This is a genomic window from Pseudomonas monachiensis (genome assembly GCF_047345015.1).
GTDB lineage: Bacteria > Pseudomonadota > Gammaproteobacteria > Pseudomonadales > Pseudomonadaceae > Aquipseudomonas > Aquipseudomonas monachiensis.
In genome coordinates this window covers 4,476,931-4,502,075 of record NZ_CP178857.1, presented here as the reverse complement: position 1 = coordinate 4,502,075, position 25,145 = coordinate 4,476,931, and the positions used below count along the sequence as shown (strand labels likewise).

The 25,145-nt window shown below is 59.7% G+C and carries 21 protein-coding genes; 13 read left to right on the top strand and 8 right to left on the bottom strand.

Annotated elements, in window-relative coordinates:
* Window positions 1-133 precede the first annotated feature (133 nt).
* The 3 genes from ACMDB8_RS20080 to ACMDB8_RS20070 are packed head-to-tail and all read left to right on the top strand — an operon-like array spanning window position 134 to window position 4,618.
* On the top strand, window positions 134-1,876 hold the full coding sequence (locus ACMDB8_RS20080) for a type I secretion system permease/ATPase (RefSeq protein WP_056727443.1): 1,743 nt from the start codon (window positions 134-136) through the stop codon (window positions 1,874-1,876).
* A 13-nt stretch (window positions 1,877-1,889) separates the two neighbouring features.
* Window positions 1,890-3,212, top strand: coding sequence for an HlyD family type I secretion periplasmic adaptor subunit (locus tag ACMDB8_RS20075; RefSeq protein WP_056727143.1), 1,323 nt, complete (start codon window positions 1,890-1,892; stop codon window positions 3,210-3,212).
* A 35-nt stretch (window positions 3,213-3,247) separates the two neighbouring features.
* Complete coding sequence (locus tag ACMDB8_RS20070) at window positions 3,248-4,618, top strand: TolC family outer membrane protein (protein WP_082563024.1); 1,371 nt, start codon at window positions 3,248-3,250, stop codon at window positions 4,616-4,618.
* Between the two features lie 86 nt (window positions 4,619-4,704).
* Here ACMDB8_RS20070 and ACMDB8_RS20065 read toward each other — a convergent pair whose 3' ends face one another.
* On the bottom strand, window positions 4,705-5,985 hold the full coding sequence (locus ACMDB8_RS20065; protein WP_056727142.1) for a Wzz/FepE/Etk N-terminal domain-containing protein: 1,281 nt from the start codon (window positions 5,983-5,985) through the stop codon (window positions 4,705-4,707).
* Between the two features lie 475 nt (window positions 5,986-6,460).
* Between ACMDB8_RS20065 and ACMDB8_RS20060 the strand changes: the two genes are divergently transcribed.
* Window positions 6,461-7,255, top strand: a complete 795-nt coding sequence (locus ACMDB8_RS20060) for an SDR family NAD(P)-dependent oxidoreductase (RefSeq protein ID WP_056727141.1) — start codon at window positions 6,461-6,463, stop codon at window positions 7,253-7,255.
* 31 nt (window positions 7,256-7,286) lie between these two features.
* Window positions 7,287-8,561, top strand: a complete 1,275-nt coding sequence (fabF, locus tag ACMDB8_RS20055) for a beta-ketoacyl-ACP synthase II (protein ID WP_409078910.1) — start codon at window positions 7,287-7,289, stop codon at window positions 8,559-8,561.
* On the opposite strand, the gene ACMDB8_RS20050 is transcribed toward fabF, so the two are convergent.
* The 6 genes from ACMDB8_RS20050 to rfbB form a co-directional block, all read right to left on the bottom strand.
* Window positions 8,558-9,115, bottom strand: coding sequence for a TetR/AcrR family transcriptional regulator (locus ACMDB8_RS20050; RefSeq protein ID WP_056727139.1), 558 nt, complete (start codon window positions 9,113-9,115; stop codon window positions 8,558-8,560). The genes fabF and ACMDB8_RS20050 overlap by 4 nt on opposite strands.
* 165 nt (window positions 9,116-9,280) lie before the next feature.
* The gene (locus tag ACMDB8_RS20045) at window positions 9,281-9,448 is read right to left on the bottom strand and encodes a DUF2897 family protein (protein WP_007985427.1); all 168 of its coding nucleotides are present in this window, start codon (window positions 9,446-9,448) and stop codon (window positions 9,281-9,283) included.
* 140 nt (window positions 9,449-9,588) lie between these two features.
* The gene (gene eat, locus ACMDB8_RS20040) at window positions 9,589-10,953 is read right to left on the bottom strand and encodes an ethanolamine permease (protein ID WP_056727138.1); all 1,365 of its coding nucleotides are present in this window, start codon (window positions 10,951-10,953) and stop codon (window positions 9,589-9,591) included.
* Window positions 10,954-11,212: 259 nt separating this feature from the next.
* On the bottom strand, window positions 11,213-12,082 hold the full coding sequence (rfbD, locus tag ACMDB8_RS20035; RefSeq protein ID WP_056727137.1) for a dTDP-4-dehydrorhamnose reductase: 870 nt from the start codon (window positions 12,080-12,082) through the stop codon (window positions 11,213-11,215).
* A gap of 46 nt (window positions 12,083-12,128) precedes the next feature.
* Entirely contained in the window at window positions 12,129-13,004 is an 876-nt protein-coding gene (gene rfbA / locus ACMDB8_RS20030; protein ID WP_056727136.1) for a glucose-1-phosphate thymidylyltransferase RfbA, read from the bottom strand.
* Entirely contained in the window at window positions 13,001-14,083 is a 1,083-nt protein-coding gene (rfbB, locus tag ACMDB8_RS20025; RefSeq protein ID WP_223541086.1) for a dTDP-glucose 4,6-dehydratase, read from the bottom strand. The genes rfbA and rfbB overlap by 4 nt, the downstream gene beginning before the upstream one ends.
* 344 nt (window positions 14,084-14,427) lie before the next feature.
* Here rfbB and kdpF point away from each other — a divergent pair, with 344 nt between their 5' ends.
* From kdpF to ACMDB8_RS19995, 6 genes are all read left to right on the top strand, one after another.
* The gene (gene kdpF / locus ACMDB8_RS20020) at window positions 14,428-14,517 is read left to right on the top strand and encodes a K(+)-transporting ATPase subunit F (protein ID WP_007899818.1); all 90 of its coding nucleotides are present in this window, start codon (window positions 14,428-14,430) and stop codon (window positions 14,515-14,517) included.
* Between the two features lie 8 nt (window positions 14,518-14,525).
* Window positions 14,526-16,229: a potassium-transporting ATPase subunit KdpA gene (gene kdpA, locus ACMDB8_RS20015; protein WP_223541085.1), complete on the top strand. Its 1,704-nt coding sequence runs from the start codon at window positions 14,526-14,528 to the stop codon at window positions 16,227-16,229.
* A gap of 18 nt (window positions 16,230-16,247) precedes the next feature.
* Complete coding sequence (gene kdpB / locus ACMDB8_RS20010; RefSeq protein ID WP_056727134.1) at window positions 16,248-18,314, top strand: potassium-transporting ATPase subunit KdpB; 2,067 nt, start codon at window positions 16,248-16,250, stop codon at window positions 18,312-18,314.
* A gap of 149 nt (window positions 18,315-18,463) precedes the next feature.
* Window positions 18,464-19,009 (top strand): potassium-transporting ATPase subunit KdpC, encoded by a 546-nt coding sequence (gene kdpC / locus ACMDB8_RS20005; protein ID WP_056727133.1) that lies wholly within the window; start codon window positions 18,464-18,466, stop codon window positions 19,007-19,009.
* A 120-nt stretch (window positions 19,010-19,129) separates the two neighbouring features.
* Complete coding sequence (locus ACMDB8_RS20000) at window positions 19,130-21,781, top strand: DUF4118 domain-containing protein (protein WP_409078909.1); 2,652 nt, start codon at window positions 19,130-19,132, stop codon at window positions 21,779-21,781.
* Window positions 21,782-21,829: 48 nt separating this feature from the next.
* Window positions 21,830-22,528 (top strand): response regulator, encoded by a 699-nt coding sequence (locus ACMDB8_RS19995; protein WP_056727131.1) that lies wholly within the window; start codon window positions 21,830-21,832, stop codon window positions 22,526-22,528.
* Window positions 22,529-22,680: 152 nt separating this feature from the next.
* On the opposite strand, the gene ACMDB8_RS19990 is transcribed toward ACMDB8_RS19995, so the two are convergent.
* The gene (locus tag ACMDB8_RS19990; protein ID WP_056727130.1) at window positions 22,681-23,718 is read right to left on the bottom strand and encodes a patatin-like phospholipase family protein; all 1,038 of its coding nucleotides are present in this window, start codon (window positions 23,716-23,718) and stop codon (window positions 22,681-22,683) included.
* A 221-nt stretch (window positions 23,719-23,939) separates the two neighbouring features.
* Here ACMDB8_RS19990 and ACMDB8_RS19985 point away from each other — a divergent pair, with 221 nt between their 5' ends.
* Together ACMDB8_RS19985 and ACMDB8_RS19980 are read left to right on the top strand one after the other, a co-directional pair.
* On the top strand, window positions 23,940-24,218 hold the full coding sequence (locus tag ACMDB8_RS19985; RefSeq protein ID WP_007973587.1) for a hypothetical protein: 279 nt from the start codon (window positions 23,940-23,942) through the stop codon (window positions 24,216-24,218).
* A 100-nt stretch (window positions 24,219-24,318) separates the two neighbouring features.
* Window positions 24,319-25,077 (top strand): CHAD domain-containing protein, encoded by a 759-nt coding sequence (locus ACMDB8_RS19980; RefSeq protein WP_056727129.1) that lies wholly within the window; start codon window positions 24,319-24,321, stop codon window positions 25,075-25,077.
* Window positions 25,078-25,145: the final 68 nt, after the last annotated feature.

Sequence of the window (25,145 nt, the reverse complement as noted above, 5' to 3'; positions counted from 1 at the left end):
GGACCCGCGCGGCTCGTCGACTGCATTGCAACGCCAGGATGCTGGCAATTTCATTCTGCAAGCCGTGCTCAGGTGATACACTCGCGCGCCCCGCAACGCCCGATCAACACACCAGGTTTTCAGTTCCCAGATGATACGCAGTACACCCGAAAACAGCCTGCAAGTAGCCCTGAGGGCCTGCAGGAGCAGCTTTATATCGGTGGGTTTTTTCAGTCTGTTCATCAATGCACTGATGTTGGTCCCGACCTTCTACATGCTTCAGGTCTACGGGCGGGTCGTCACGGGCGGCAGCCTGACGACGCTGGCCATGTTGACCATTATCCTGACCTTCCTGCTCGTGACGATGGGTCTGCTGGAGTGGGTACGTTCGCGGATCATGGTTCGCGTCAGCACCAGGCTCGACGTGTTGCTTGGCCGCGATGTCTACAGGGCCAGTTTCAAGCGGGCCCTGGACAGCGGTGGCATGGATGCGTCGGCCCAGTCGCTCAGCGACCTGACCGGGCTGCGCCAGTTCATGTCCGGGAACGGTCTGTTCGCGTTTTTCGATGCGCCGTGGCTGCCGATCTATATCGCAGTGCTGTTCCTGTTTCACCCTTGGTACGGCTGGACGGCAATCGGTTGTGCGGTGGTTTTGCTGGCGTTGGCCAGTATCAATGAGCGATCCACGGGCAAAGTTCTGGCAGAGGCCAACAAGCAGAGCATTGGTGCGACGCTGCATACCACCAAGAACTTGCGCAATGCCGAAGTGATCGAGTCCATGGGCATGCTTGACTCACTCATGTCACGCTGGAGTCTGCGTCAAAAGAACGTGCTGCTGTTGCAGTCCCGAGCCAGCGATCGAAGCGGGATCATCACATCGATATCCAAGACTTTCCGTTTGCTTGTTCAATCTCTGATCCTTGGCCTTGGTGCTTATCTTGCAGTCAGCCATGAGATCAGCCCTGGGCTGGTGATCGCAGGCTCCGTGTTGTTGGGTCGAGCGCTGGCGCCGCTGGACCTGATGATCGGCAGTTGGAAGGGGTTCATCTCTGCCCGTTCACAATACGCGCGCCTGAACAGCGTTCTCGACCAGCAAAATGCCGAACCTGAGCGTATGCAATTACCCGCTCCAATCGGCCATGTGACGGTAGAGAACCTCACGCTGGGTGCTCCGGGATCAAGAAGCCCGATCATCAAAGGCATCGGCTTCAACGCGCCAGCAGGCGCGATGATCGGTGTTGTCGGCCCTAGCGCCTCCGGCAAGTCGACGCTTGGCAAGGCCTTGATGGGTGTGTGGAAGCCACAGAATGGGGTCGTTCGTCTGGATAGCGCCGATATTGCCAATTGGGACAAAAGCCAATTGGGGCCGCACCTTGGGTATTTGCCGCAAGACATTGAATTGTTCGAAGGCACTATCAGCGACAACATCGCGCGTTTCGGTGTCGTTGATCCGGACCAGGTGGTGCTGGCGGCCAGGACCGCCAGTGTCCATGAAATGATTCTGATGCTGCCCAATGGCTACGATACGGTCATCGGCGAGGGGGGCATTAATCTGTCGGGAGGGCAACGTCAGCGTATCGGACTGGCCCGGGCACTCTATGGCAGCCCGCGGCTTATCGTTCTGGATGAGCCGAACGCTCATCTGGACGAAGTTGGCGAGCGTGCACTGGCGTTGGCGCTGCAACAGTTGAAACTCACGGGGGCGACGGTCTTCGTCATCGCCCACCGGACCTCGATCCTGGCCCAGCTCGACCGCTTGCTGGTGATGAACGCTGGCACCATCAGCCTGTATGGCCCGCGGGATCAGGTCCTCGCACAACTCAATGCGCCTCAATTGGCCGCTCAGCAGAAGCCGGCTGCCCGGGCCGGCACAGACGTCGCGTCGACCGACGTTTGACAGGAAACTCTCGATGAACCGTACGCTCGCTACTCCTGCCGATACTTTCGCAGATCTGCCCACGTCCGACAGATCCGTACGCCGAACAGGATTTTTCATTGTATTGGTGACGTTCGGCCTGTTCGGCGGGTGGGCGACGTTTGCCCCACTTGATGGCGCGGCCTACGCGCCGGGCGTCGTTACCGTGCAAACGTATCGCAAGACCGTGCAGCATCTGGAGGGCGGCATCGTCAAGGATCTGCTTGCCCATGACGGCGATGTGGTGAAGAAGGGCGACCCGATCATCGTTCTCGATGACGCTCAATTGCGCTCCGAATACGAGATGACCCGTAGCCAGTTGATCGCTGCCAGGACGGCCGAGGCGCGGTTGCTCGCCGAGCGCGATAACCTTCCGACAATTGCCTTCCCGAGCGATATCAATTCCGATAGTCAGCGCAGTGTCGAGGCGCGTTTCGGCGAGACTCAGGTATTCAACGCGCGGCGTAGCTCGCGACTTGGGCAAATCTCGGTCCTGCAAGAGCGCATTGGTCAGTTGAACCAGCAAATCAAGGGAACCGACACCATGATCGGTACCAAGACCAGCTTGCAGGAATCCTACAGCGGCGAAATTGCCGAGTTGAAAGAGTTGCTGGCCCAGGGTTTTGTCGACAAACAGCGGATGCTGGAACAGGCGCGCAAGCTGGACTTGCTCAAGTCTGAGGTGGCGGATCACCGCTCGACAAATATCAAGACCAGGTTGCAGATCAACGAAACCCAGTTGCAGATCCTGCAGATCGACAAAGACTTCAACGCCGACGTTACCAAGCAGTTGGCAGAGACCCAGACCAAGGCCTACGACCTGCAGGAAAAAGCCTCGGCGCTGGAGGATCGCCTGAGCAGGGTGATTATTCGCGCTCCGGAAGACGGGATGGTGATTGGCATGACGGTCCACACCATCGGTGGCGTTGTGCGACCCGCAACGCCCTTGCTGGATATCGTTCCATCCGTTTCCGACCTGGTGGTCGAGGCACAGGTCTCACCCAATGACATCGACCGAATCGCTATCGGCAAGTTGGCGGACATTCGCTTCAGTGCCTTTAACACGGCCACGACACCGGTCATCGAAGGTCGAGTGACGAGTGTATCCGGCGATCGCTTGATCAACGAGAAAACCAGTGCACCGTACTATCTGGCCCGCATCAGCGTGACAGGGGAGGGCGCGCGGAAACTGGGAGATCGCAAGTTGTTGGCGGGCATGCCGGCAGACGTATTGATCAACACCGGAGAGCGCACCATGCTGCAATACCTGATGCAGCCGGCACGTGACGTTATTGCCCAGTCAATGATCGAGGAGTGATCGTGCGTCTGATTCCCTGCCTGGTTTTGGGTTCAATGGCATTGCCTGTCCACGCCGCTGAAGTTCCCACCGCCCCCCCCTCTATCACTACGCCGCAAACAGCTTCGGTCAGTAAACAGAGCTACTCGGTCGACTTGATGCAGTTGTACCGCGAGTCGCGCCTGGAAGACCCACGGGTGATCTCCTCTTACTCCAAGGCTCAATCCGGGGTCGAGCAGCAAAACCAGGCGTTTGGCAGTCTGTTGCCTTCAGTGACGGCCAACGCGGGTTTCAACCGGATCAAACAGTCCAATCTTCAAATCGACGAGGCCTACGACAGTCGCAACTATTCGGTGGGGTTGACCCAACCGTTGTACAACAAGGCTGCCTGGGAAAACTACCAGCGCTATAAAAGCCTGGCAAAGCAGGCTGACTCCGAATCAAAAGAGGCTCAGGCCGAGGCCACTGTGGATCTTGCACAGCGATATTTTGCCGCGCTGGCTGCCGATGATGAACTTGAATTGGTGCGGGCCGAACGCAGGGCTACCCAGAAGAACCTCGACAGGGTCAGTGCGCTTTACAGCAAACAGTTGGCGATGGTGACCGATTTGCTGGATCTCCAGGCCCGAGTTGATTCGCTGGCGGCCCAGGAAGTCGAAGCGCGTAACCAGTCCAGCCTGAGCCGTGTTGCGTTGTCGGAAATTATCGGACGGCCGGTCAAAGAGAAACTGAGTCGTGTGCGTAATGACGTCGAATTGAAAGTGTCTGCCGAAAGCCTGGAAAGTTGGGTCAATTTGGCGATCGCCGACAATCCGGCGATCAAGGCCAGCGAAAATGCACAGGACGCAGCAGAGGCTGCCCTGCGCGAAGGTAAGGGCGGGCACTATCCCACGGTCAATCTGAACCTGAGTGCGCAGCAGACCAATGAAGGCTACAACAATTCGTTGGCGCCACAGACCGACAGCTATGTCGCGGGTGTGGGAGTACAGATTCCGATCTATAGCGGTGGCACGACATCCGCGCGGGTAAGGCAGCTGTATCAGGATCAGCTCACCGCAGAACAGCAATTGGTCGCGACGCGCCGCCAAGTGGTCAAGGAAACGACAAACGCGTATTTGACTGCAGACTCAAGCGTGGAAAAGATCCACGCAAACCGCAATGCACTGGCCTCGGCCGAGCAATCGCGCATTGCGGCTGAAAAAGCATTTACCTATGGCGTGGTTAATGCCGTGGATGTTTTGACCGCGGTACAGAATGAATTCAAGGCACGTCGCGATCTGCTCAAGACTCAATACGACTTTATAACCAACCTTTTTATCCTGAATCGCTGGGCCGGAAAGTTGTCGGAAGAAAGTGTCGAAAGCGTCAATCTCTGGTTGAGTGGAAATGATCAGGCGATCACTTCACCAGAGACGCTGCGGGAATAAGTTGTCGTCCGTTAAATGCTCTTTGCGTAGCTAAAGCTATTGGTCGAGTCGGGCTGCGCTTGAAGGGAAAGCGCAGCCCTCGACAATTAACGACGAGGTGAATGCAGTGACAGAACGGCGCGACGAATGATGGCGACACCCAGGCCGAGTATGAATCCAAAGATCAGGCCAAATCCAACGATCAGGGCTTTCTTCGGTTTTATAGGCGCTTGAGGTTCCATTGCATCTTTATCAACATTGACCAGCTTTAACTGATCGAAGTTTACATTCAGTTGCTTCAGGTGAGTCAGCTCACCGCTGATGTCCGCGAAGTCCTTGATAAACAACTCAGGATGATTCCGCTCTTTGAGAAGTACTGCTTCGCGGTTGGTAGCCAGCAGGCTGAGCTCTTTTTGAATCTCATCGATACGCGGCTCGGTGAAGTCATCGGAATGACGAGCTACCAAGGTGGCACGCTCTGCTTCCAGTGCCGCTTGTCCCAGGAAGTACAGGGGTATTTTCTGATTGTTGACTTCCGTGCGGATCATGTTGCCCTGATGGGCTTGCTCTCCATCTCCCAGCGCCGAGGGCGTGGTGGGTTTTACAATTCCGAGTTTCTTGGCGATGACGATGGCTTCATCAAGTTCTTTGATGCGGTTTTGTCTGCGGCTTTGCAGTTGTTGGCGCAGCGCTTTGAGTTCGTCTTGAAGTACTTGCTTTTTTAGCTGATCTTTTTCCAGCAAATGGGCAACTTTGGAATCTTTTTCCGCCTCATAAGCGGACTTTTTCGACTCCAGTTTCTTTTCAGTCTGATCGATGCGGTTGGCAATCAGTATTTTTAAGTTTGACGCAACTTTTTCCTTTTCACCTTTAACGACGAAGTCGGTAAAGTCTCTCAAGATGCCTACGCCATCTATGCCCTGAGGATACCTGAGGCTAAGGCCAACGGCTTCGGAAAGGCTGGAGCTTTTTTTAGGATCAATTTTTTCAAGCGAAAATGCTCTTTCGTTGAACCTTTCAAATGTGTTCTCAATGGATTGCCCTGGTGCCTGCAATGGCGCAAGGTACTGCGGGTTGGCCTGGAAGAACTTCAGGCGAACATCATAAGACTGCATTGAAGAACCGATGTTGTTCAGCGCGTCTTTTGGCAGAAGTTTATAAAGTCCGGACTCATTCAGTTCGTCCAGGTCCGCCAGTGGGACAGGTCGGACATAAGTTTCAACTTCATATTCTGGAGTTGCCAGCAAGGCATAGGAAATAGCGGCGGTAACGGTCAGTGCAGTAAACAATAAAACAATCGCCCTTTGATCCCAAAGGCTGCCGATAAGCTCCTTTACTTCAACGACTTCATGTCGGGGGGTATCAATAGTGTTTACTGGAATGTTCATCACGCGCTCTAAAAATTTGGACAGACTTTCCAGAATACATCTGAAAATTGCCGTCATCTAGGTTAGAAAACTTTACATTTGGTTATATTTTTTGGATTTTCCAGCATTTGTTAGCAAACAGCAAGGGTGAGAAACAGTCGCGGATGCGAACACGGTCGCGGCTCAGACATCACCTTGACGGCCCTATGGGCTGGCCTCCTGTCATCCTGTGAGCGTTCAAAGCGCGCTGCTCATTCGCCCCACCGTTTATCGGTCGCTCGCAATACCGTTCGCTCCATCCCATAGGCTCGATGGGATTTCATTCTCATTCCGGGGCTACTCTCATTCTGGCCGGGTTACCGACGAGAACCCTCCGTTGCTCGATCAATTAAAATTACGGCTATCATATATTGGTAGAATTATGGCTATAATAAAATAGCTCGCGTCGAAGTGCTTTCACGTCGGGCGTCCTTCAGCATTTTTCAGGAGCACCATCATGAATTCAGTTCAGCCCCAAGGTACGGCCCTCGTCACCGGCGCGTCTTCCGGTATCGGGGCGGTGTACGCCGAGCGTTTGGCAGCCCGTGGTTTTGATCTGTTGCTGGTGGCTCGTGACGAGCCGCGACTGGAGGCTGCGGCGATCAAGCTGCGCTCGGAGCATGGGATCAAGGTGGAAGTGCTGTCGGCGGATCTCACCCGGAAGGAAGACGTGCTACAACTCGAACAGCGGCTACGCAGCGATTCGAGTATCAGTCTGTTGCTCAATAACGCCGGTGTGGCGGCGGATGGGCTGTTGGCCAATGCCGATACCGATCAACTGGAGCGAATGATTCAGTTGAATATCACGGCAGTCACGCGATTGGCCTCGGCGGCTGCGGCCAGCTTTACCAAGGCCGGGCGCGGCACGATCATCAATATCGCATCGGTGGTGGCATTGTTTCCCGAGCGTTTCAATGCGACTTACAGCGCCAGCAAGGCCTATGTATTGAGCTTGACTCAATCGTTGAACGCCGAGCTGAATGGTACCGGGGTGAAGATCCAGGCGGTGCTGCCCGGTGTGACACGAACCGAGATCTGGGAGCGCTCCGGTATCGATGCTTCGCAAATTCCCGCGGAAATGGTGATGGAAGCAGGAGAGATGGTCGATGCTGCGTTGTCGGGTCTGGATCAGGGTGAGTTGATCACTATTCCTTCGTTGCCTGATGCGGCGGATTGGGATGCGTTCGTGGCGGCGCGTCATGTGATGGCGCCCAATCTTTCCAAAAGCAAGGCCGCTGCCCGTTATCGGTAAGCGTCATCAATCGGCTTGAGGTGTGTCTGGTATGAGTGATCGTCGAGTGGTTGTAACTGGCATGGGCCTGGTGTCGCCGCTGGGAAGCGGTGTCGAAGCTGTCTGGGCGCGGCTGTTGGCCGGTCGTTCCGGGCTGCGCAATTTACCGCAAGAGGTGGTTGCCGATCTGCCGGCCAAGGTCGGCGGTGCAGTGCCCGCGCTGGCGGATGATCCGGAGGCGGGGTTCGATCCGGACCGGGCAACCCCGCCCAAGGAACAGAAGAAGATGGACCGCTTCATTTTGTTCGCCATGGAAGCGGCGCGTCAGGCACTGGAGCAAGCCGGCTGGCAAGCGCTGGATGCCAATGCCCAGGAGCGCACGGCCACCATCATCGGTTCAGGTGTGGGTGGTTTCGGCGCGATCGCCGACGCGGTGCGCACCACCGATAGTCGTGGGCCGAGACGTTTGTCTCCATTCACCATCCCTTCATTCCTGGTCAACCTCGCGGCAGGTCATGTGTCGATCCAGCATGGCTTCAAGGGTCCATTGGGTGCACCGGTCACGGCATGCGCTGCCGGCGTTCAGGCGATTGGCGACGCAGCGCGGCTGATTCGTACGGGTGAGGCGGACATCGTGGTGTGCGGCGGTGCAGAGGCAGCGATCGATCGGGTCAGCCTGGCCGGGTTTGCGGCTGCTCGCGCCTTGTCCAGCGCTTACAACGACACGCCTGAACGCGCTTCGCGACCTTTCGACAGTGGTCGCGATGGTTTTGTCATGGGAGAAGGGGCCGGGCTGCTGGTCATCGAGTCTCTGGACCATGCGCTGGCCCGGGGCGCCCAGCCCTTGGCGGAGCTCGTCGGCTACGGCACCAGCGCCGATGCCTATCACCTGACCGCCGGTCCCGAGGACGGCAACGGTGCGCGGCGGGCGATGTCGTTGGCATTGGCTCAGGCTGGTGTTTCTCCGGCTCAGGTTCAGCATCTGAATGCTCATGCAACCTCGACTCCGGTGGGGGATCTGGGTGAACTGGCGGCGATCAAGGCGTTGTTCGGTGCGCAAAATGGTATTGCCGTGACATCGACCAAGTCGGCGACCGGGCATTTGCTCGGTGCAGCAGGGGGAATCGAGGCGATCTTCACGCTGCTGGCGATCCGTGACCAGGTTGCACCAGCGACACTCAATTTCGAGAACCCGGACCCTGCCACTGAAGGAGTGGATATCGTTCATGGCAAAGCGCGGCCAATGGCCATCGAGTATGCGTTGTCCAACGGCTTCGGATTTGGTGGGGTCAATGCCAGTGTACTGTTCAAGCGTTGGCAGGGTTAATCCTGCGAGTGCTTGAGGTGTTCGCGTGCGATGTCGAGAATCCGTTGGGCAAACCCGACGTCGGCCACGCTGCGCGATAACAGCAAGGCGCCGACCAGCGTAGACATGATGACGATGCTGCGCTCGGCGGTGCGCTCACCCTCAAGGGTATGCTGGATCTGATCGAGTCGCGCCTGGAGCACGACGTCGCTGGTCGGACTCGGTTGACCACGCAGCCCCAGTTCCGAAGAAATGGTCAGCAGCGGGCAGCCTTCGTGGGGAGAGGTTTGATGCCATTCGGACAGGTAAGCGTCGATGAAGGCTTTGAGTGGCTGTTCCTCGGCGAAGATTTGCGCACACAGCTCGTCGACTTGTGCACCGGCCTCCTGCAAGGCTTTCTCTACCAGTTCGTCTTTGGACTTGAAGTGCGAGTAAAAGCCACCGTGAGTCAGGCCCAGTGCTTTCATCAGGGGTTGCAGCCCGGTCGCGCCGATACCGTCGCGTCGGAATCGCGCTGAAGCTTCCTTGATAATGCGTTGGTGGGTCTGGGCTTTATGGTCCTGCGAGTAACGCATCTGATATCTCCGCATCAATGCGCCATATTAACCAATGAAAATTGCATGGTGACTGTACTTCTACTTCTAATAAACATGCAGATGCTTCGATATGGGTGCAAAGCGGCGTGATTTCGGGCGTTTCCACGCAAAAACAAACCCCGCTTTCCAAGGCGGGGTTTTCAGTCAGCGGTCCTGCGCTTCCTTGGCGTCCATTTCCGCATTGCGTTCGGCGACGCGCTTGCGTTGCTCTTCGGTCAGTTCGACCTTGTTGGCGGTGTCGCGCAGCAGCATCAGGCCACCAACGATCGAGCCGATGGCAACGACCAGAATCAACCAGGCATACCAGGGCATAGGACTCTCCTTGAAAAGCAGGCGGTCGGCGAGGGTTCGCCAACCGATCGTGCATACCGTTTTGAGTGATGGGGTTTCATCGCAGTTCCATCGCTATCACCTCATTCTATGCCTGTTGTTCAAGGTTCACTCGAACGCTTTCACAGTCCGGTCAGCATCGCATCCGCCGGGGCGTCTGCGCGCAGTTGTGCGGTGAGCATGAAGTACACGAAACCTGCCGCCATGAAACCCAGGAAGATCAGGCCGATCAACGTGTTGAACCAGGCCATCGCCACCAGGCATACCACCGCCAGCATCAGTGCAATGAACGGCACCAGCGGGTAGCAGGGGGCGCGGAAGGTGCGTTCCAGGTTCGGCTCGGTTTTGCGCAGCTTGAACAGGCTGAGCATGCTCATGATGTACATCACGATGGCGCCAAACACGGCCATGGTGATCATCGCGGCGGTCAGCGTCATGCCGCCGAGGTTGATCAAGCCGTCGCTGTAGATGGCAGCAATGCCGATCACGCCGCCGGCGATGATCGCCCGGTGCGGGGTTTGAAAGCGTGACAATCTGGCCAGGGAGGACGGCAGGTAACCGGCCCGGGCGAGGGCGAAGAACTGCCGCGAGTAGCCAAGAATGATCCCGTGGAAACTCGCCACCAGCCCAAACAGGCCGATCCACACCAGCATGTGCAACCAGCCCGAGCTTTCGCCGACCACGGTTTTCATCGCCTGGGGCAGCGGGTCATTGATGTTCGACAGGGTGCGCCAGTCGCCGACGCCACCGGCGAAGAACATCACGCCCATCGCCAGCAGCACCAGGGTCAGGATACCGCTGATGTAAGCCTTGGGAATCGTGCGTTTCGGGTCCTTGGCTTCTTCGGCGGCCATGGCTGCGCCTTCGATGGCGAGGAAGAACCAGATGGCGAAGGGGATCGCCGCGAACATCCCGGCAATCGCCGGAGCACCGAATACATCGGAACCGGCCCAGCCATTGAGGGCGAAGTTGCTGAAACTGAATGCCGGGGCGACCACGCCCATGAACACCAGCAACTCGGCGACCGCCAGCACGCAGACCACCAGTTCGAAGGTTGCTGCCAGTTTCACGCCGAGGATGTTGAGACCCATGAATACGATGTAGGCACCGACTGCCGCGTGTTTCGGGTCCAGGGCTGGAAACTGGACATTGAGGTAGGCGCCGATGGCCAGGGCGATCGCCGGCGGGGCGAAGACGAATTCGATCAGTGTCGCCAGTCCGGCGATCAACCCGCCTTTCTCGCCAAAGGCACGACGGCTGTAGGCAAAGGGACCTCCGGCGTGGGGAATGGCGGTGGTCAGTTCGGTGAAACTGAAGATGAAGCAGGTGTACATGGTGGCGACCATGAATGAGGTCACCAGAAAGCCCAGGGTCCCGGCTACGCCCCAGCCATAGCTCCAGCCGAAATACTCACCGGAAATCACCAGCCCGACCGCAATGCCCCACAGGTGCAAGGTGCCCAGCGTGGGTTTGAGTTGTGTGTTCATGGGTTTGCTCCCTGAGTGGTTTGGAACGCTCAGGGGAGGTCAGTGCAGTGGGCGTGCCATTTCACGATTACGCGTCGTAATGGGCTGAAAGCTGTCGTATCGGGGATGTTCGCCACTGGATGCGCGAATATTGTGCGTCAGTCAGGGGCGCGTTTGTTGTAAATGCGGCTTTCGCGAGCAAGCCCGCATACCCGCTCCCCAACACCGCTGCAACGCGCAGGTTGGGTATTTCAATGCAGGTGCGGGCAGCGCTTGATGCTCAGGCTTGCTGAGTGAGGCACTCGCGCAACGCCGTTTGCCAGTCTGGTTGACTGACACCCCAATCGCGCTGCAAGCGACTGCAATCCAGGCGCGAGTTGAGCGGTCGGGCTGCGGGTGTCGGGTAGTCGCTGGACGGGATCGGTAACAGGTCGGCGCAGGGCTTGCCCTGTTTTCGCAGCGCTTCACCGATCGCCTGGGCGAAGCCGAACCAGGAGGTCTCACCTTGAGCGGTCAGGTGATAAGTACCCCAGTTGGCGACCTGGCTCGTCTGCCAGCGCTCAATCAGGGCAAGGGTGCTATCGGCGATTGTACCTGCCCATGTAGGTGCTCCGATTTGATCGGCGACTACACGTAACTCCGGTTTCTCTTGCAGCAAGCGCTGCATCGTCAACAGAAAATTGCGGCCATGGGTTGAATAGACCCAACTGGTACGCAGGATCAGGTGTTTACCTTGCACGTCCCTGATAGCTTGTTCACCGGCCAGTTTGCTCTTGCCGTACACCCCGAGCGGATTTGGCGTGTCGTCCTCGTTATAAGGTCCGGCTTTACTCCCGTCGAATACATAGTCCGTGGAGTAATGTATCAACGGTATGTCCAGAGCCAGCGCTTCTTCGGCAAGGATGCCGGGAGCTACCGCGTTTATGGCAAAAGCTGGTTGCGGCTCGCTTTCCGCCAGATCAACCGCTGTATGGGCCGCTGCATTGACGATCAGATCGGGCCGGATGTTTTGCACCTGACGGCGAATCTGATCGGGTTGAGCGAGATCGAGCTGATCGCGACCCAATACGATCAGTTCGCCGACAGCCCCCAGCCGCCGTTGTAATTCATGTGAAACCTGACCGTGTCGGCCATTGATGAGTATTTTCACGGGAACAGTCCAGTCTCGTTACCGGGCGAATCGGGCCCGCACAGGTTCATTGCTCTTCCCCTGCCAGCTTGGCCAGGTACTGGCCATACCCGGTTTTGCCAAAGTACCGGGCGCGCTCCATCAACTGCTCGCGGTCGATCCAGGCATTTTCATAGGCGATCTCTTCGAGGCAGGCGACTTTGAGGCCCTGGCGGTGTTCGATGGTCTGCACGTACTGAGAGGCTTCGAGCAAGCTATCGTGGGTGCCGGTGTCGAGCCAGGCGAAACCTCGACCAAAACGCTCGACCTGCAGATCGCCACGTTGCAGATAGGCATTGTTGACGTCGGTGATTTCCAGCTCGCCACGAGGCGAAGGTTTCACCGCCTTGGCGATCTCGATCACATCGTTGTCGTAGAAATACAGGCCGGTAACGGCATAGCTGGATTTCGGCGCTTTCGGTTTTTCTTCGATCGAAAGGGCACGGCCATCGCTGTCGAAATCAATCACGCCGAAGCGCTCGGGGTCCTTGACCCAGTAGCCGAACACGGTGGCGCCGCGGGTGCGTTTTGCCGCGCTCTGCAATTGTTCGCCAAAGTGCTGACCATGGAAGATGTTATCGCCCAGGATCAGGCACACAGGGTCATCGCCAATGAACTCTTCGCCAATCAGAAACGCCTGGGCCAGACCGTCCGGCGAGGGTTGCTCGGCAAAGCTGAAATTCACCCCGAACTGGCTGCCGTCACCCAGCAGATTGCGATACTGGGGCAGATCCTGCGGGGTGGAGATCAGCAGGATATCCTTGATGCCGGCCAGCATCAGCACCGAGATCGGATAGTAGATCATTGGCTTGTCGTAGACCGGCAACAGCTGTTTCGACACTCCAAGCGTAATCGGGTGCAGGCGCGTGCCCGAGCCACCCGCCAAAACGATGCCTTTCATCATGCGAGCAGCTCCTTGGGATTGATGGCGCCAAGGCGTTCGCCCTGATAGCTGCCGTCTTGAACGCGGCGGCACCATTGCATATTGTCCAGGTACCATTGAACGGTTTTGCGCAGGCCGGTTTCGAAGGTCTCTTCGGGCACCCAGCCCAGTTCGCGTTCAATCTTGCTGGCGTCGATGGCGTAGCGCAGGTCATGCCCGGGGCGATCCTGGACGAACGTGATCAGGTCGGCGTAATGCGCAACGCCCTCAGGCTTGAGCGGTGCCAATTCTTCGAGCAGGGCGCAGATGCCACGCACCACGTCGATGTTCTTTTGTTCGTTGTGCCCGCCGATGTTGTAGGTCTCGCCAACGGCGCCGGTGGTCACCACTTTGAGCAGTGCCCGGGCGTGATCCTCGACGAACAGCCAGTCGCGCACTTGCAGGCCATTGCCATACACCGGCAGCGGCTTGCCGGCCAGAGCATTGAGGATGACCAGCGGAATCAGTTTCTCGGGGAAGTGGAACGGCCCGTAATTGTTCGAGCAATTGGTCAGCAGCACCGGCAAGCCATAGGTTCGCTGCCAGGCGCGGACCAGGTGGTCGGACGCTGCCTTGCTGGCGGAGTAGGGCGAGCTCGGCGCGTAGGGCGTCGTTTCCGTGAACAGATCATCGACACCGTGCAGGTCGCCGTAAACCTCGTCAGTGGAAATGTGATGAAAGCGGAAGGCGCTTTTCTCAGGCTCCGGGAGGGCTTGCCAATAGGCGCGGGCGGCTTCGAGCAGGCTGTAGGTGCCGACAATGTTGGTCTGGATGAATTCCGATGGCCCGTCGATGGAACGATCGACGTGGGACTCCGCTGCCAGGTGCATGATCGCGTGAGGGCGGAAACGCGCGAGCACCGCACTGACGGTCGCCTGATCGACAATATCGGCCTGAACGAACTCGTAGCGAGTGTCGTTGGCAATGCTGGTCAGCGATTCGAGATTGCCGGCATAGGTCAGTTTGTCCAGGTTGAGCACATCATGCTCAGTGTGTTGAATCAGCTCGCGGACAAGGGCCGAGCCTATGAAACCGGCTCCGCCGGTAATAAGGATACGCACGTTGGGCCAGCCTTCTTCAGTAATGCGAATAGCGTTAGCTTGCAGGCGCAAGCGGGGAGGCGCAAGAGATCTTGACCCCATTCGCTTGCGTCGCGTCAATCGGGCCGGATTATCCATGACTTGGAGCGTTCACTCACTACCCTGGCGCACAATTTAGAGCGCTATGTACGACACACCCGTTGTTCTCCTGGCCGGAGCACCTTCGCGCACCCTGTAACCCCGGCGTAAACCCACTCTTTACGCGTTCTTTATGCCCCGCAGGCACCCTCGGTCTCGTTCCTTTACAGCCTCCTTTCCGACAATGACTCCACACGCGGCAATACGCCGTAACACGGAGAACTTCCATGAGCGTTCTGGATGGGGTGTCGCTGCTGCTGGCAGTGGGGCTGTTCATTTATCTGTTGGTTGCGCTGCTGCGCGCGGACCGGAACTAGGAGTGGCCATGCACAATTATGACTATTGGCTGATCCTCGGGTTTTTTGCCCTGGTATTAGTCCCGGCGCCGTTTCTCGGGCGCTTCTACTACAAGGTGATGGAAGGGCAGCGCACGTGGCTGACGCCGATTCTCGGTCCTGTCGAGCGCGGTTGTTATCGTCTGGCCGGCGTCGATCCGCAGGCCGAACAGAGCTGGCAGAAGTACGCGCTGGCCTTGCTCGCCTTCAACTTCGCGGGTTTCCTGCTGCTGTTCGCGATCCTGTTGTTCCAGGACCACCTGCCACTGAACCCGCAGAGCCTGCCGGGACAGGAGTGGACGCTGGCGTTCAACACCGCCGTCAGCTTCATGACCAACACTAACTGGCAGGGCTACAGCGGCGAAGCCTCCCTGAGCTACTTGAGCCAGATGGCAGGCCTCACCGTGCAGAACTTCGTCAGCGCCGCCACTGGCCTGGCGGTACTGGTCGCGCTGTGTCGCGGCATCGGCCGCAAATCCACCCGGACCCTGGGCAACTTCTGGGTCGATATGACCCGTGCCACCCTCTACGGCCTGTTGCCGCTGTGCCTGCTGCTGGCGCTGTATCTGGTCTGGCAGGGCGTGCCGCAAACCTTCGCGCAGTACGTGAATGCGGTGACGATGCAGGGTGTTGACCAGGTGATCCCGCTGGGGCCGGCTGCCAGTCAGATTGCGATCAAGCAATTGGGCACCAACGGTGGCGGTTTCTTCGGCGTGAACTCGGCGCATCCGTTCGAGAACCCGACGGCGTGGAGCAATCTGTTCGAAATGGCCTCGATCATTCTGATCCCCGTCGCGCTGGTGTTCACCTTCGGCCATTACGTGAAGGACCTGCGCCAGAGCCGAGCGATCATCGCCTGCATGCTGGCGCTGTTCCTGATCGGCGGCGCAACCTCGCTGTGGGCTGAATACCAGCCGAATCCGGCCCTGAACAATGTCGCCGTCGAACAGACCGCGCCGCTCGAAGGCAAGGAAGCTCGCCTGGGCACCACTGCCACGGTGTTGTGGTCGGTGACCACCACGGCCGCGTCCAACGGTTCGGTGAACGGCATGCACGACAGCCTCAGCCCGCTGAGCGGCATGATGGCGCTGGTCAACATGATGGTGGGCGAAGTGATCTTCGGCGGCGTCGGCGCAGGGCTCTACGGCATGTTGCTCAACGTGCTGATCGCGGTGTTCCTCGCTGGCCTGATGATCGGCCGTACTCCGGAATACCTCGGCAAGAAACTGCAGGCCAGGGAAGTGCAGTTGCTGGTGGTGACGTTGATGGTCATGCCGATTGGCGTGTTGGTGCTCGGCGCGATTGCCGCCAGCCTGCCTGGTCCTGTGGCCGCGGTGAGCAACCCTGGGCCTCACGGATTCAGTCAGTTGCTCTACGCCTACACCTCGGCCAGCGCCAACAACGGTTCCGCCTTTGCCGGCTTCGGTGCCAACACCCCCTTCCACAACCTGATGCTGGGCTTGGGCATGTTGATCGGTCGCTTCGGCTACATCCTCCCGGTCCTGGCCCTGGCCGGCAGCCTGGCGATGAAGAAAACCGCACCGATCGGGCAGAACAGCTTCCCGACCCACGGTCCGCTGTTCGTGACCCTGCTGACCGTGACCATTTTGCTGGTGGGCGGTTTGACCTTCCTGCCTACATTGGCGCTGGGTCCTATCGCTGAACATTTGAGTATGGCTGCTCTTCTGAAATAAGGAGCTAAGGAATCCATCATGAATATGCACGTTCCAGCTTCAAAACCTGCGTCACCGACCAAGTCGGTCGAAGCGCCAAAAACCGCTTTCTCGGCCCTGTGGCGTCCGGCGCTGGTGCAAGCCTTCGTCAAGCTCGACCCAAGGCAATTGCAGCGTGCGCCGGTGATGCTGGTGGTCGAACTGACGGCGATCCTGACCACCGTGCTGTGCTTCATTCCCGACACGGCAGTGCCGACCTTCGTCGCCGCACAAATCGCTGTATGGCTGTGGTTCACCGTGCTGTTCGCCAACTTCGCCGAAGCCCTGGCCGAAGGTCGCGGCAAGGCCCGCGCCGACAGCCTCAAGGCCGGCAGCGAAGGCCTCAGCGCCCGGCGCAGGACCGGCAACGGCAGCTTTCAGGTGGTGCCCGCCGCCAACCTGCGCAAAGGCGATGTGGTGCGCGTCGAGGCGGGAGAGATGATTCCCGGTGACGGCGAAGTGATCGAAGGTATCGCGGCGGTCAACGAAGCAGCGATTACCGGTGAATCGGCCCCCGTAATTCGCGAGTCCGGTGGTGACCGCTCGGCCGTTACCGGCAACACACGGCTGGTGTCCGACTGGCTGCTGGTGAAGATCACCGCCAACCCCGGCGAGTCGACCCTGGACCGCATGATCGCCCTGGTCGAAGGCGCCAAACGCCAGAAAACCCCGAACGAAGTGGCGCTAGACATCCTGCTGATCGGCCTGACCCTGATCTTCCTGCTGGTGGTCGTCACCCTGCAACCGTTCGCCCACTTCGCCAATGGCAGCCTGCCACTGGTGTTCCTGGTGGCGCTGTTGGTCACGTTGATTCCGACCACCATCGGCGGTTTGCTGTCGGCCATCGGTATCGCCGGGATGGATCGCCTGGTGCGCCTGAACGTGATCGCCAAGTCCGGTCGTGCGGTGGAAGCGGCGGGGGACGTGCACGTCCTGCTGCTGGACAAGACCGGCACCATCACCTTTGGTAACCGTCGTTGCTCGGCGGTGTATGCCGCGCCTGGCGTCACTGCCAGGGAACTGGCTGAAGGCGCGTTGTTTGCCTCGCTGGCCGATGACACGGCTGAAGGCAAGTCCATCGTTGAGTACTTGCGTGGCCTTCACCCTCAGCCGGAGCCATCCGCCGAGCTGTTGACCGCTGTGCCGTTCAGTGCTGAAACCCGCTTGTCCGGTGTCGACTATCAGGGGCGCGTGTACCGCAAGGGCGCGGTGGATTCGTTGTTGGCGTTCGTGGACCTCAAGCGCGCTGATCTGGCTGCATCGTTGTCCCGTGAGATCGACAAGATCGCCCAAAGCGGCGGCACCCCGTTGCTGGTGTGTGCCGACGGCAAGTTGCTGGGTGCGATCCACCTCAAGGACGTGGTCAAGCCCGGTATCCGCGAGCGTTTCGCCGAGTTGCGCAAGCTGGGGATCCGCACCGTCATGGTCACCGGCGACAATCCGTTGACCGCCGCTGCCATCGCCGCTGAAGCGGGTGTGGACGATGTGCTGGCCGAAGCCACGCCGGAGAAAAAACTGGCGCGCATTCGTCACGAGCAAAACGACGGTCGTCTGGTTGCCATGTGCGGCGACGGCGCCAACGACGCCCCGGCCCTGGCCCAGGCGGATGTCGGCATGGCGATGAACGACGGTACTCAAGCGGCCCGTGAAGCGGCCAACATGGTCGACCTCGACAGCGACCCGACCAAGCTGCTGGACGTGGTGCAGATCGGCAAGGAATTGCTGGTCACCCGCGGTGCGCTGACGACCTTTTCCATCGCCAACGACGTGGCCAAGTACTTCGCGATCCTGCCGGCGCTGTTCGCCGCGATCTACCCGCAACTGGGCGTGCTCAACGTGATGCACCTGAGCAGCCCGCAGAGCGCGATTCTCTCGGCGATCGTGTTCAACGCCCTGATCATTGTGGTGCTGATTCCGCTGGCGTTGCGCGGAGTGCGGGTTCATGCGGCGAGTGCGGCGGCTTTGCTGCGGCGCAACCTGCTGATCTACGGCCTGGGCGGGATCCTGGTGCCGTTCGTGGGCATCAAGGCGATCGACATGCTGTTGACGGCGTTGCATCTGGTTTGACTGCGTGGTGTGCCAGATAAGCCGCCATCGTCGGAACGCCGCCCGGAGCAAGCTCGCTCCCACAAAAGCACCTCATACCCTGTGGGAGCGAGCTTGCTCGCGATGGATGCGCCACGGTGTACCTGACTTGTGAATTAGAGGATTTTGAAATGTCCACATTGATACGCCCGGCCCTGAGCCTGCTGGTCCTGATGACGCTGATCACCGGCGTCGCTTATCCACTGGTGGTCACCGGCGTGGCCCAGGTCGCGTTCCCGGATCAGGCCAACGGCAGCCTGGTGCGGGATGCCGAAGGCAAGGTCCGCGGTTCCTCGCTGATCGCCCAGGATTTCGTCGGCGACGCCTGGTTTCACCCGCGTCCTTCGGCCGGTGCCTTTGCCACCGTGTCGAGCAGTGCCAGCAACCTGTCGCCGAGCAACCCGGCGCTGGCGACGCGGGTGATCGACGATGCCAGCAAACTGTTGGTGCCAGGGCAGGGGCCGGTGCCATTGGCGCTGCTCACTACATCCGGCAGCGGTCTGGATCCGCACTTGCCACCGGCGGCGATTGCCTATCAACTGGCGCGTGTCGCGACGGCGCGCAACCTGCCGGTCGCAACGCTGCAACAACTGCTGGATGCCCACGTCGAGCAACCACTGATAGGCCCGCCGGTGGTGAATGTGCTTGAGTTGAATCGGGCGCTGGAAAAACTGTAGATCAAAAGATCGCAGGCTTCGCCAGCTCCTACAGGATGTACGCCATCTGGCGTAGGAGCTGCCGCAGGCTGCGATCTTTTAATGCCACACCCAACTATCAAGTCAAACAAGGCAATGAAAATGAGCAACTCCGGCCGCGCCGACGCGCTGTTAGCAGACCTGCCCCGCGATGGCCGTGGCCGGCTCAAGGTATTTCTCGGTGCCGCACCGGGTGTCGGCAAGACCTACGCCATGCTGCAAGCGGCCCATACCCAGTTGCGTCAAGGGGTGAAGGTCATCGCCGGCGTCGTCGAAACCCACGGCCGGGCCGAAACCGAAGCACTGCTCGGCGGCTTGTCGCAACAGCCGTTGGTACGTTCCGAGTACCGTGGCGTGTTGCTCGAAGAAATGGACCTCGACGGTCTGCTCCTCGCCAAACCGAAGCTGGTGCTGGTCGACGAACTGGCGCACACCAACGCTCCGGGCAGCCGCCACGAAAAGCGCTGGCAGGACATTCAGGAACTGCTCGCCGCCGGCATCGACGTGTACACCACGGTCAACGTCCAGCATCTGGAAAGCCTCAACGACCAGGTGCGCGGCATCACTGGCGTGCAGGTCCGCGAGACCCTGCCTGATTGGGTGTTGCAGGAAGCCTACGAACTGCTGCTGATCGACTTGCCGCCACGGGAGCTGCTGGAGCGCCTGCGCGACGGCAAGGTCTATGTGCCGGAGCAGGCGCGGGCGGCCATCGACGCGTTCTTTTCCCAGACTAACCTCACGGCCCTGCGCGAACTGGCGATGCAAGCCGCGGCGGCTCAGGTCGATAACGATCTGGCCCAGGGGTATCGTCAGTTGGGGCAAGCGGCGCCGGCCGTGCGCGGGCGATTGCTGGTGGGGGTCGACGGCGATGCCCAGGCCGAGCGCCTGGTACGCCATGCCAGTCGCGTGGCCCAGCGGCGGCACCTGCCCTGGAGCCTGGTGCACGTGGACAACGGCAGCGTGCGTGACGAGCAGTCCCGCCTGCGTCTGCAGAGCGCCCAGCAACTGGCCGAGCGCCTGGGCGGCGAAGTGGTGTTGCTGCGCGCCGGTGAAGTGGCGAAAACCCTGATCCAGCATGCCGCCGAACGCCGCGCCAGCCTGGTGCTGGTCGGCCAGTCCCGGCCGAGACTGCGTCGACGTCTGTTCGGTGGCGGGCTGGCGGCGCGACTGCTGCGTAATGCACGTGGGCTGGAGATCAACGTTCTCGACAGCGATCACCAACAGCTTCAACCCCATCAGCGGTCGATGCATTCACTGGTCTGGTTCGACTATGCATTGGCCGTGGTCGCGACGGTTCTGGCCAGCGCCCTGGCCTGGGCGGTGGCGAGTGTTTTGCCACTGCCGAATATTTCCCTGGTGTTCCTTGCAGCGGTATTGCTGGTGGCGGTGCGCAGCAGCCTCGGGCCGGCGCTGGCTTGTGCGGCGCTGTCGTTCCTGACCTACGACTTCCTGTTCATTCCACCGAATTTCTCTTTCAGCATCCAGCGCGAGGAAGACGTGCTGACCTTGCTGTTCTTCCTGCTGATGGCGGCCCTCACTGGCAACCTCGCGGCGCGCCAGCGCCGGCAATTGCAGGCATTGCGCGATACCCAGGAAGAGACCACTGAACTGCTCGACCTGTCCCGCAAACTCACCGCCGCCACCGACCGCCAGGCCGTGGTCAGCGCGGCTGCCCAGCACCTTAATGGTTGGAGTGATGTGCAACTGTGCCTGCTCAATCGCGACGGGCAAAACGGCTGGCAAGTCGAAACCGGTGGCCCCCTGGAGTTCAGCGAAGCCGAGCGCGGCGCCGCCGATTGGGCCTGGCAGCACGATCAACCCGCGGGTGCGGGCACCGGCACCTTGCCGTTCGGCCGCTGGTGGTGGTGGCCATTGTCGGTGGAGGACGGACCGCTGGCGTTGCTTGGCGTGTGCGCCAGGGAAGGCCAGACTCTGAGCGGCCAGCGCCGACGCTTGTTGACCGCACTGAGCCAGCCGCTGGCCCAGGCGCTGGCCCGGGCGCAACTGGCCGACGATCTGGAAGCGGCGCGGCTGCACGGCGAAACCGAGCAACTGCGCAGCGCCTTGCTGGCGTCGGTGTCCCATGACCTGCGTACACCGCTGACGTCCATGCGCGGCAGTATCGACAGCCTGCTGGCCCTGGGGGAAGCGATCCCGCTGGAGGACAGACGTGAGTTGCTCGAAGGCACCCGCGATGAAGCCGAGCGCCTGGACCGCTACATTCAAAACCTGCTCGACATGACCCGCCTCGGCCACGGTGCCTTGAAGCTGGCACGGGACTGGGTGTCGCCGGCAGACATCGTCGGCAGTGCGCGCAATCGCCTGCGGGCAGTCCTTGCGCCGTTGCAGGTCAGCACCGACGTACCGGCCGAGTTACCGTTGCTGTATGTGCATGCCGCGCTGATCGAACAGGCACTGATCAACGTGATGGAAAACGCCGCGCGGTTTTCGCCACCCCACGGGCGCTTGCAACTGCGCGCCGGGGCCGATGACAGCGAGCTGTTTTTCTCGGTCAGCGATGAGGGGCCGGGGATTCCGGAAGAGGAACGGGCGAAAATTTTCGACATGTTCTACACCGCGGCGCGGGGTGATCGCGGCGGGCAGGGTACCGGGCTGGGGCTGGCGATTTGTCAGGGCATGGTCGGTGCCCATGGCGGTCGCATCAGTGTCGCCGACGGCATCGAGGGGCGCGGCACCTGCATCACGTTGCACCTGCCGCTGCAGGCTCAGCCGGGATACGACAGTGAAGCCTGATCGTGCTTGCGCTACTCTCTTGCCACTTCTTTGTGTTGATGTGAATTCATGAGCCAGACCCCGACCATCCTGATCATTGACGACGAACCGCAGATCCGCAAATTCCTGCGCATCAGCCTCGTTTCCCAGGGCTACAAAGTGCTGGAGGCGGGTACCGGCAGCGAAGGATTGGTGCAAGCTGCGTTGAACAAACCGGACTTGCTGGTGCTCGACCTCGGCTTGCCGGACATGGACGGCCAACAGGTATTGCGTGACTTTCGCGAGTGGTCGACGGTGCCGGTGCTGGTGCTCTCCGTGCGCGCCAGTGAAGGGCAGAAAGTCGAGGCCCTGGATGGCGGCGCCAATGACTACGTGACCAAGCCATTCGGCATTCAGGAATTCCTGGCGCGGATCCGTGCGTTATTGCGCCAGGTGCCCGCAGGCGAGGCGCAACCAGCGGCGCTGAGCTTCGGTCCGTTGACGGTCGATCTGGCGTATCGCCGGGTGCTGCTCGACGATGTCGAAGTCGCGCTGACCCGCAAGGAATACGCCGTGCTGGCGCAACTGGCGCGGCATCCAGGGCGGGTGATCACCCAGCAGCAATTGCTCAAGGACATCTGGGGGCCGACCCACACCGAAGACACTCACTACCTGCGCATCGTGGTCGGGCACTTGCGCCAGAAACTGGCGGATGACCCGACCCAGCCCAGGTTCATCGTCACTGAGGCAGGGGTGGGGTATCGGTTGTTGGGTGAGGGTAGCCTTTAGATCTTCGTTGCCTGATCTGGCCCCATCGCGAGCAGGCTCGCTCCCACATGGGATCCTGGTCAGACACACATTTTGTGACCACCGAAGATTCACTGTGGGAGCGAGCCTGCTCGCGATGAGGGCCTGATAGTCACCCGAGAACCTTCAGGCATTCAGTTCTGCTCATTCTCATACCGGTCCAGCGTATCCCGCGCAATCTCCCGTCCCAGCGCGATCAATTCCGGCGCCTTGTAGAACTCGAAAAAACGGCACACGCGCTTGGGCACGTTGATCAGGATGTCCGGTGGATACCCGGCAATCTTGTACTGCGCCAGCGACGTCTGCATCACCTCGAAACTCTGGTTGATCAAATCCAGCAAGGACGCCGGCCCAACGTTGTCGATGATGAACGAACCGGTGGCGGAGCGGGGGGCGCCACTGGCTTCCGGAGCCGCCGCCGGTTGCTGCGCTTCGGGTTCGGCGGATTCGATCCACGGGTTGAGGTCCGCCCCTTCGGCCCTCAGGGCCTCCTGCTCGAGGATCAACAATTGCTCGGCCTGTTTGCGGCGGAACGGCAGCTTCGAGCCAAGGGAATTGATCAGACTGTCGAAGCGGGTCTTGAAGGCGGCGGGACGCTGGATGACCGGCAATTGATAGTGGCGCTGATTGGTGGAGTTGAGGTTGACCGCGATGATCAAGTCGCAATGGCTCGACACCACCGGCACGATCGGCAGCGGGTTGAGAATGCCGCCATCGACCAGCATGCGGTTGCCCTGCATCACCGGGGTGAACAGGCTGGGAATCGCCGCCGAGGCGCGCATGGCCTGATGCAGGCAACCTTCCTGGAACCAGATTTCCTGCTGATTGGTCAGGTCGGCGGCAACGGCGGTGTAGGGGATACGCAAATCTTCGATGTTGATTTCGCCGACGATCTTGCGGATCTGCCCGAAGACTTTCTCGCCACGAATCGCCCCCAGGCGAAAACTGACGTCCACCAGGCGCAACACGTCGAGATAGTCCAGGCTCTCGATCCAGTCGCGGTAGTCATTGAGTTTGCCGGCGGCGTAGATTCCGCCCACCACCGCGCCCATGGAGCATCCGGCGATACAGGCAATGTCATACCCGCGCCGTTCGATCTCTTCAATGACCCCGATATGTGCATAACCCCGGGCTCCACCCGAGCCCAATACCAGTGCGACGCGCTTTTTCATGAATCGCCCTCGTTTGAATGGTTCAACAATGCACCCATCGAGGGCCATGCTTCAATCGCCATGGTCGTACGAGGGGACAAGAGCGTCGTATTTTCGACACTCCATGGCGGCACATGGTTATTCTCGTCGGCGCTATAGTTTGCACAGCGGACCAACGGCACTTTTCAGGTGCCACAACGTCTTACCTGCATGACTGTTGACCTATTCTTGAGGAGTGAATGATGAAAGCCTGGATCTGCGTGCCATTGATTGCCCTGGCGCTCGCCGGTTGTGCCGGCAAAACCGCTTATCGCGACAGCTGTGGTAGTAATCTGGATGCGGCATGGCATGAACTGGACCTGGCCAAGGCCGAAGGGTTCGCCGGGACTGTCAGTTACTCCAAGGCCCTGTCGCTGTTGACCGCGGCCAAGACCCAGCAGCAATTCGAGGGGTTCGAAGGCTGCACCAGGAAAGCCGAGAAGGCTCGTTTCTATATTCGTGAATCGCGCGCGGGGCGTTAAAAGCGAAAAGCGGTTACAAGCTCTAAGCTGCACGCTGCAAGATCTTTCGAGTTTGCAGCCTGGAGCTTGCAACCTCGCGCTGTTTACGGAGTAAACCCCCATGATCGATCGGTTGGTGGCTCAGGTTCTGGGCCTGGAAGTTCGTCTGCTTGCCTGTCAGGCCCGCTTGAAAGAGCGTACAGACCCTGAAGCGTTACACGACCTGCGCACAACCATGCGGCGGTTACGCAGCCTGTTGCGGCCCTTGCGCGGGCTGCCCGGTGTCGAACAACTGGAAGCGGCCGCCTCCCGGGTGGGCGAACTGAGCACACCTTTACGCGATCGCGAAGTGTTGGCGGCGTACCTGCTCCAGCACCATCAACCCCAAGCCGCACAGTGGCGCATGGCGCAAATGGCCGAGGCCTATCCGGCCGTGGCAGCCAGTCCCGAGCTCGCGCAAATGCTGATCGTCCTCGATGCGTTTCCACGTTTTCTACGTGCTGCCCAGCGCCAGGGATTGCTCAAGGGGCTGCGCAAGCGCATCGAAAAACGCCTGGGCAAGCAGTGGAAAAAACTCGACGAGGCACTGCACGATCCGACCCACGACCGTCATCGGCTGCGCTTGTTGATCAAGCGCGTGCGCTATGGCATCGACGCCTACCCCGAACTGGACCGTTTGCCGAAAGCGGCCATGCCCCGGTTGAAGTCGGCCCAGGGCGCACTGGGTGACTGGCACGATTGCGTGCAATGGCTGGCGATGGCTGAACGGGAAGCGGATTTGCAACCCTGTGTTGCTGTCTGGGAAGCCACCATGGCCGAGGCTGAAAGCCGTGCGGATCGGGTGCTGGAAAAACTCGGCAAGGCCTGTTTCAAATCCTGAGACCTCCCCGGATCCATTGTAGGAGCGAGCCTTGTTGGGCTCATCTGTCAGTCAATTTGGCCGGAATA

Excerpts from the sequence above, each read along its gene's own strand:
- eat (WP_056727138.1), bottom strand. The coding sequence starts at position 10,953 with ATGAACACACAACTCAAACCCACGCTGGGCACCTTGCACCTGTGGGGC.
- kdpF (WP_007899818.1), top strand. The coding sequence starts at position 14,428 with ATGAGCGTTCTGGATGGGGTGTCGCTGCTGCTGGCAGTGGGGCTGTTC.
- ACMDB8_RS19985 (WP_007973587.1), top strand. The coding sequence starts at position 23,940 with ATGAAAGCCTGGATCTGCGTGCCATTGATTGCCCTGGCGCTCGCCGGT.
- kdpC (WP_056727133.1), top strand. The coding sequence starts at position 18,464 with ATGTCCACATTGATACGCCCGGCCCTGAGCCTGCTGGTCCTGATGACG.
- ACMDB8_RS20045 (WP_007985427.1), bottom strand. The coding sequence starts at position 9,448 with ATGCCCTGGTATGCCTGGTTGATTCTGGTCGTTGCCATCGGCTCGATC.
- ACMDB8_RS20065 (WP_056727142.1), bottom strand. The coding sequence starts at position 5,985 with ATGAACATTCCAGTAAACACTATTGATACCCCCCGACATGAAGTCGTT.
- ACMDB8_RS20000 (WP_409078909.1), top strand. The coding sequence starts at position 19,130 with ATGAGCAACTCCGGCCGCGCCGACGCGCTGTTAGCAGACCTGCCCCGC.
- ACMDB8_RS20070 (WP_082563024.1), top strand. The coding sequence starts at position 3,248 with ATGGCATTGCCTGTCCACGCCGCTGAAGTTCCCACCGCCCCCCCCTCT.
- kdpB (WP_056727134.1), top strand. The coding sequence starts at position 16,248 with ATGAATATGCACGTTCCAGCTTCAAAACCTGCGTCACCGACCAAGTCG.
- ACMDB8_RS19980 (WP_056727129.1), top strand. The coding sequence starts at position 24,319 with ATGATCGATCGGTTGGTGGCTCAGGTTCTGGGCCTGGAAGTTCGTCTG.
- fabF (WP_409078910.1), top strand. The coding sequence starts at position 7,287 with ATGAGTGATCGTCGAGTGGTTGTAACTGGCATGGGCCTGGTGTCGCCG.
- ACMDB8_RS20075 (WP_056727143.1), top strand. The coding sequence starts at position 1,890 with ATGAACCGTACGCTCGCTACTCCTGCCGATACTTTCGCAGATCTGCCC.
- ACMDB8_RS20060 (WP_056727141.1), top strand. The coding sequence starts at position 6,461 with ATGAATTCAGTTCAGCCCCAAGGTACGGCCCTCGTCACCGGCGCGTCT.
- ACMDB8_RS20050 (WP_056727139.1), bottom strand. The coding sequence starts at position 9,115 with ATGCGTTACTCGCAGGACCATAAAGCCCAGACCCACCAACGCATTATC.
- rfbA (WP_056727136.1), bottom strand. The coding sequence starts at position 13,004 with ATGATGAAAGGCATCGTTTTGGCGGGTGGCTCGGGCACGCGCCTGCAC.
- ACMDB8_RS19990 (WP_056727130.1), bottom strand. The coding sequence starts at position 23,718 with ATGAAAAAGCGCGTCGCACTGGTATTGGGCTCGGGTGGAGCCCGGGGT.
- ACMDB8_RS19995 (WP_056727131.1), top strand. The coding sequence starts at position 21,830 with ATGAGCCAGACCCCGACCATCCTGATCATTGACGACGAACCGCAGATC.
- kdpA (WP_223541085.1), top strand. The coding sequence starts at position 14,526 with ATGCACAATTATGACTATTGGCTGATCCTCGGGTTTTTTGCCCTGGTA.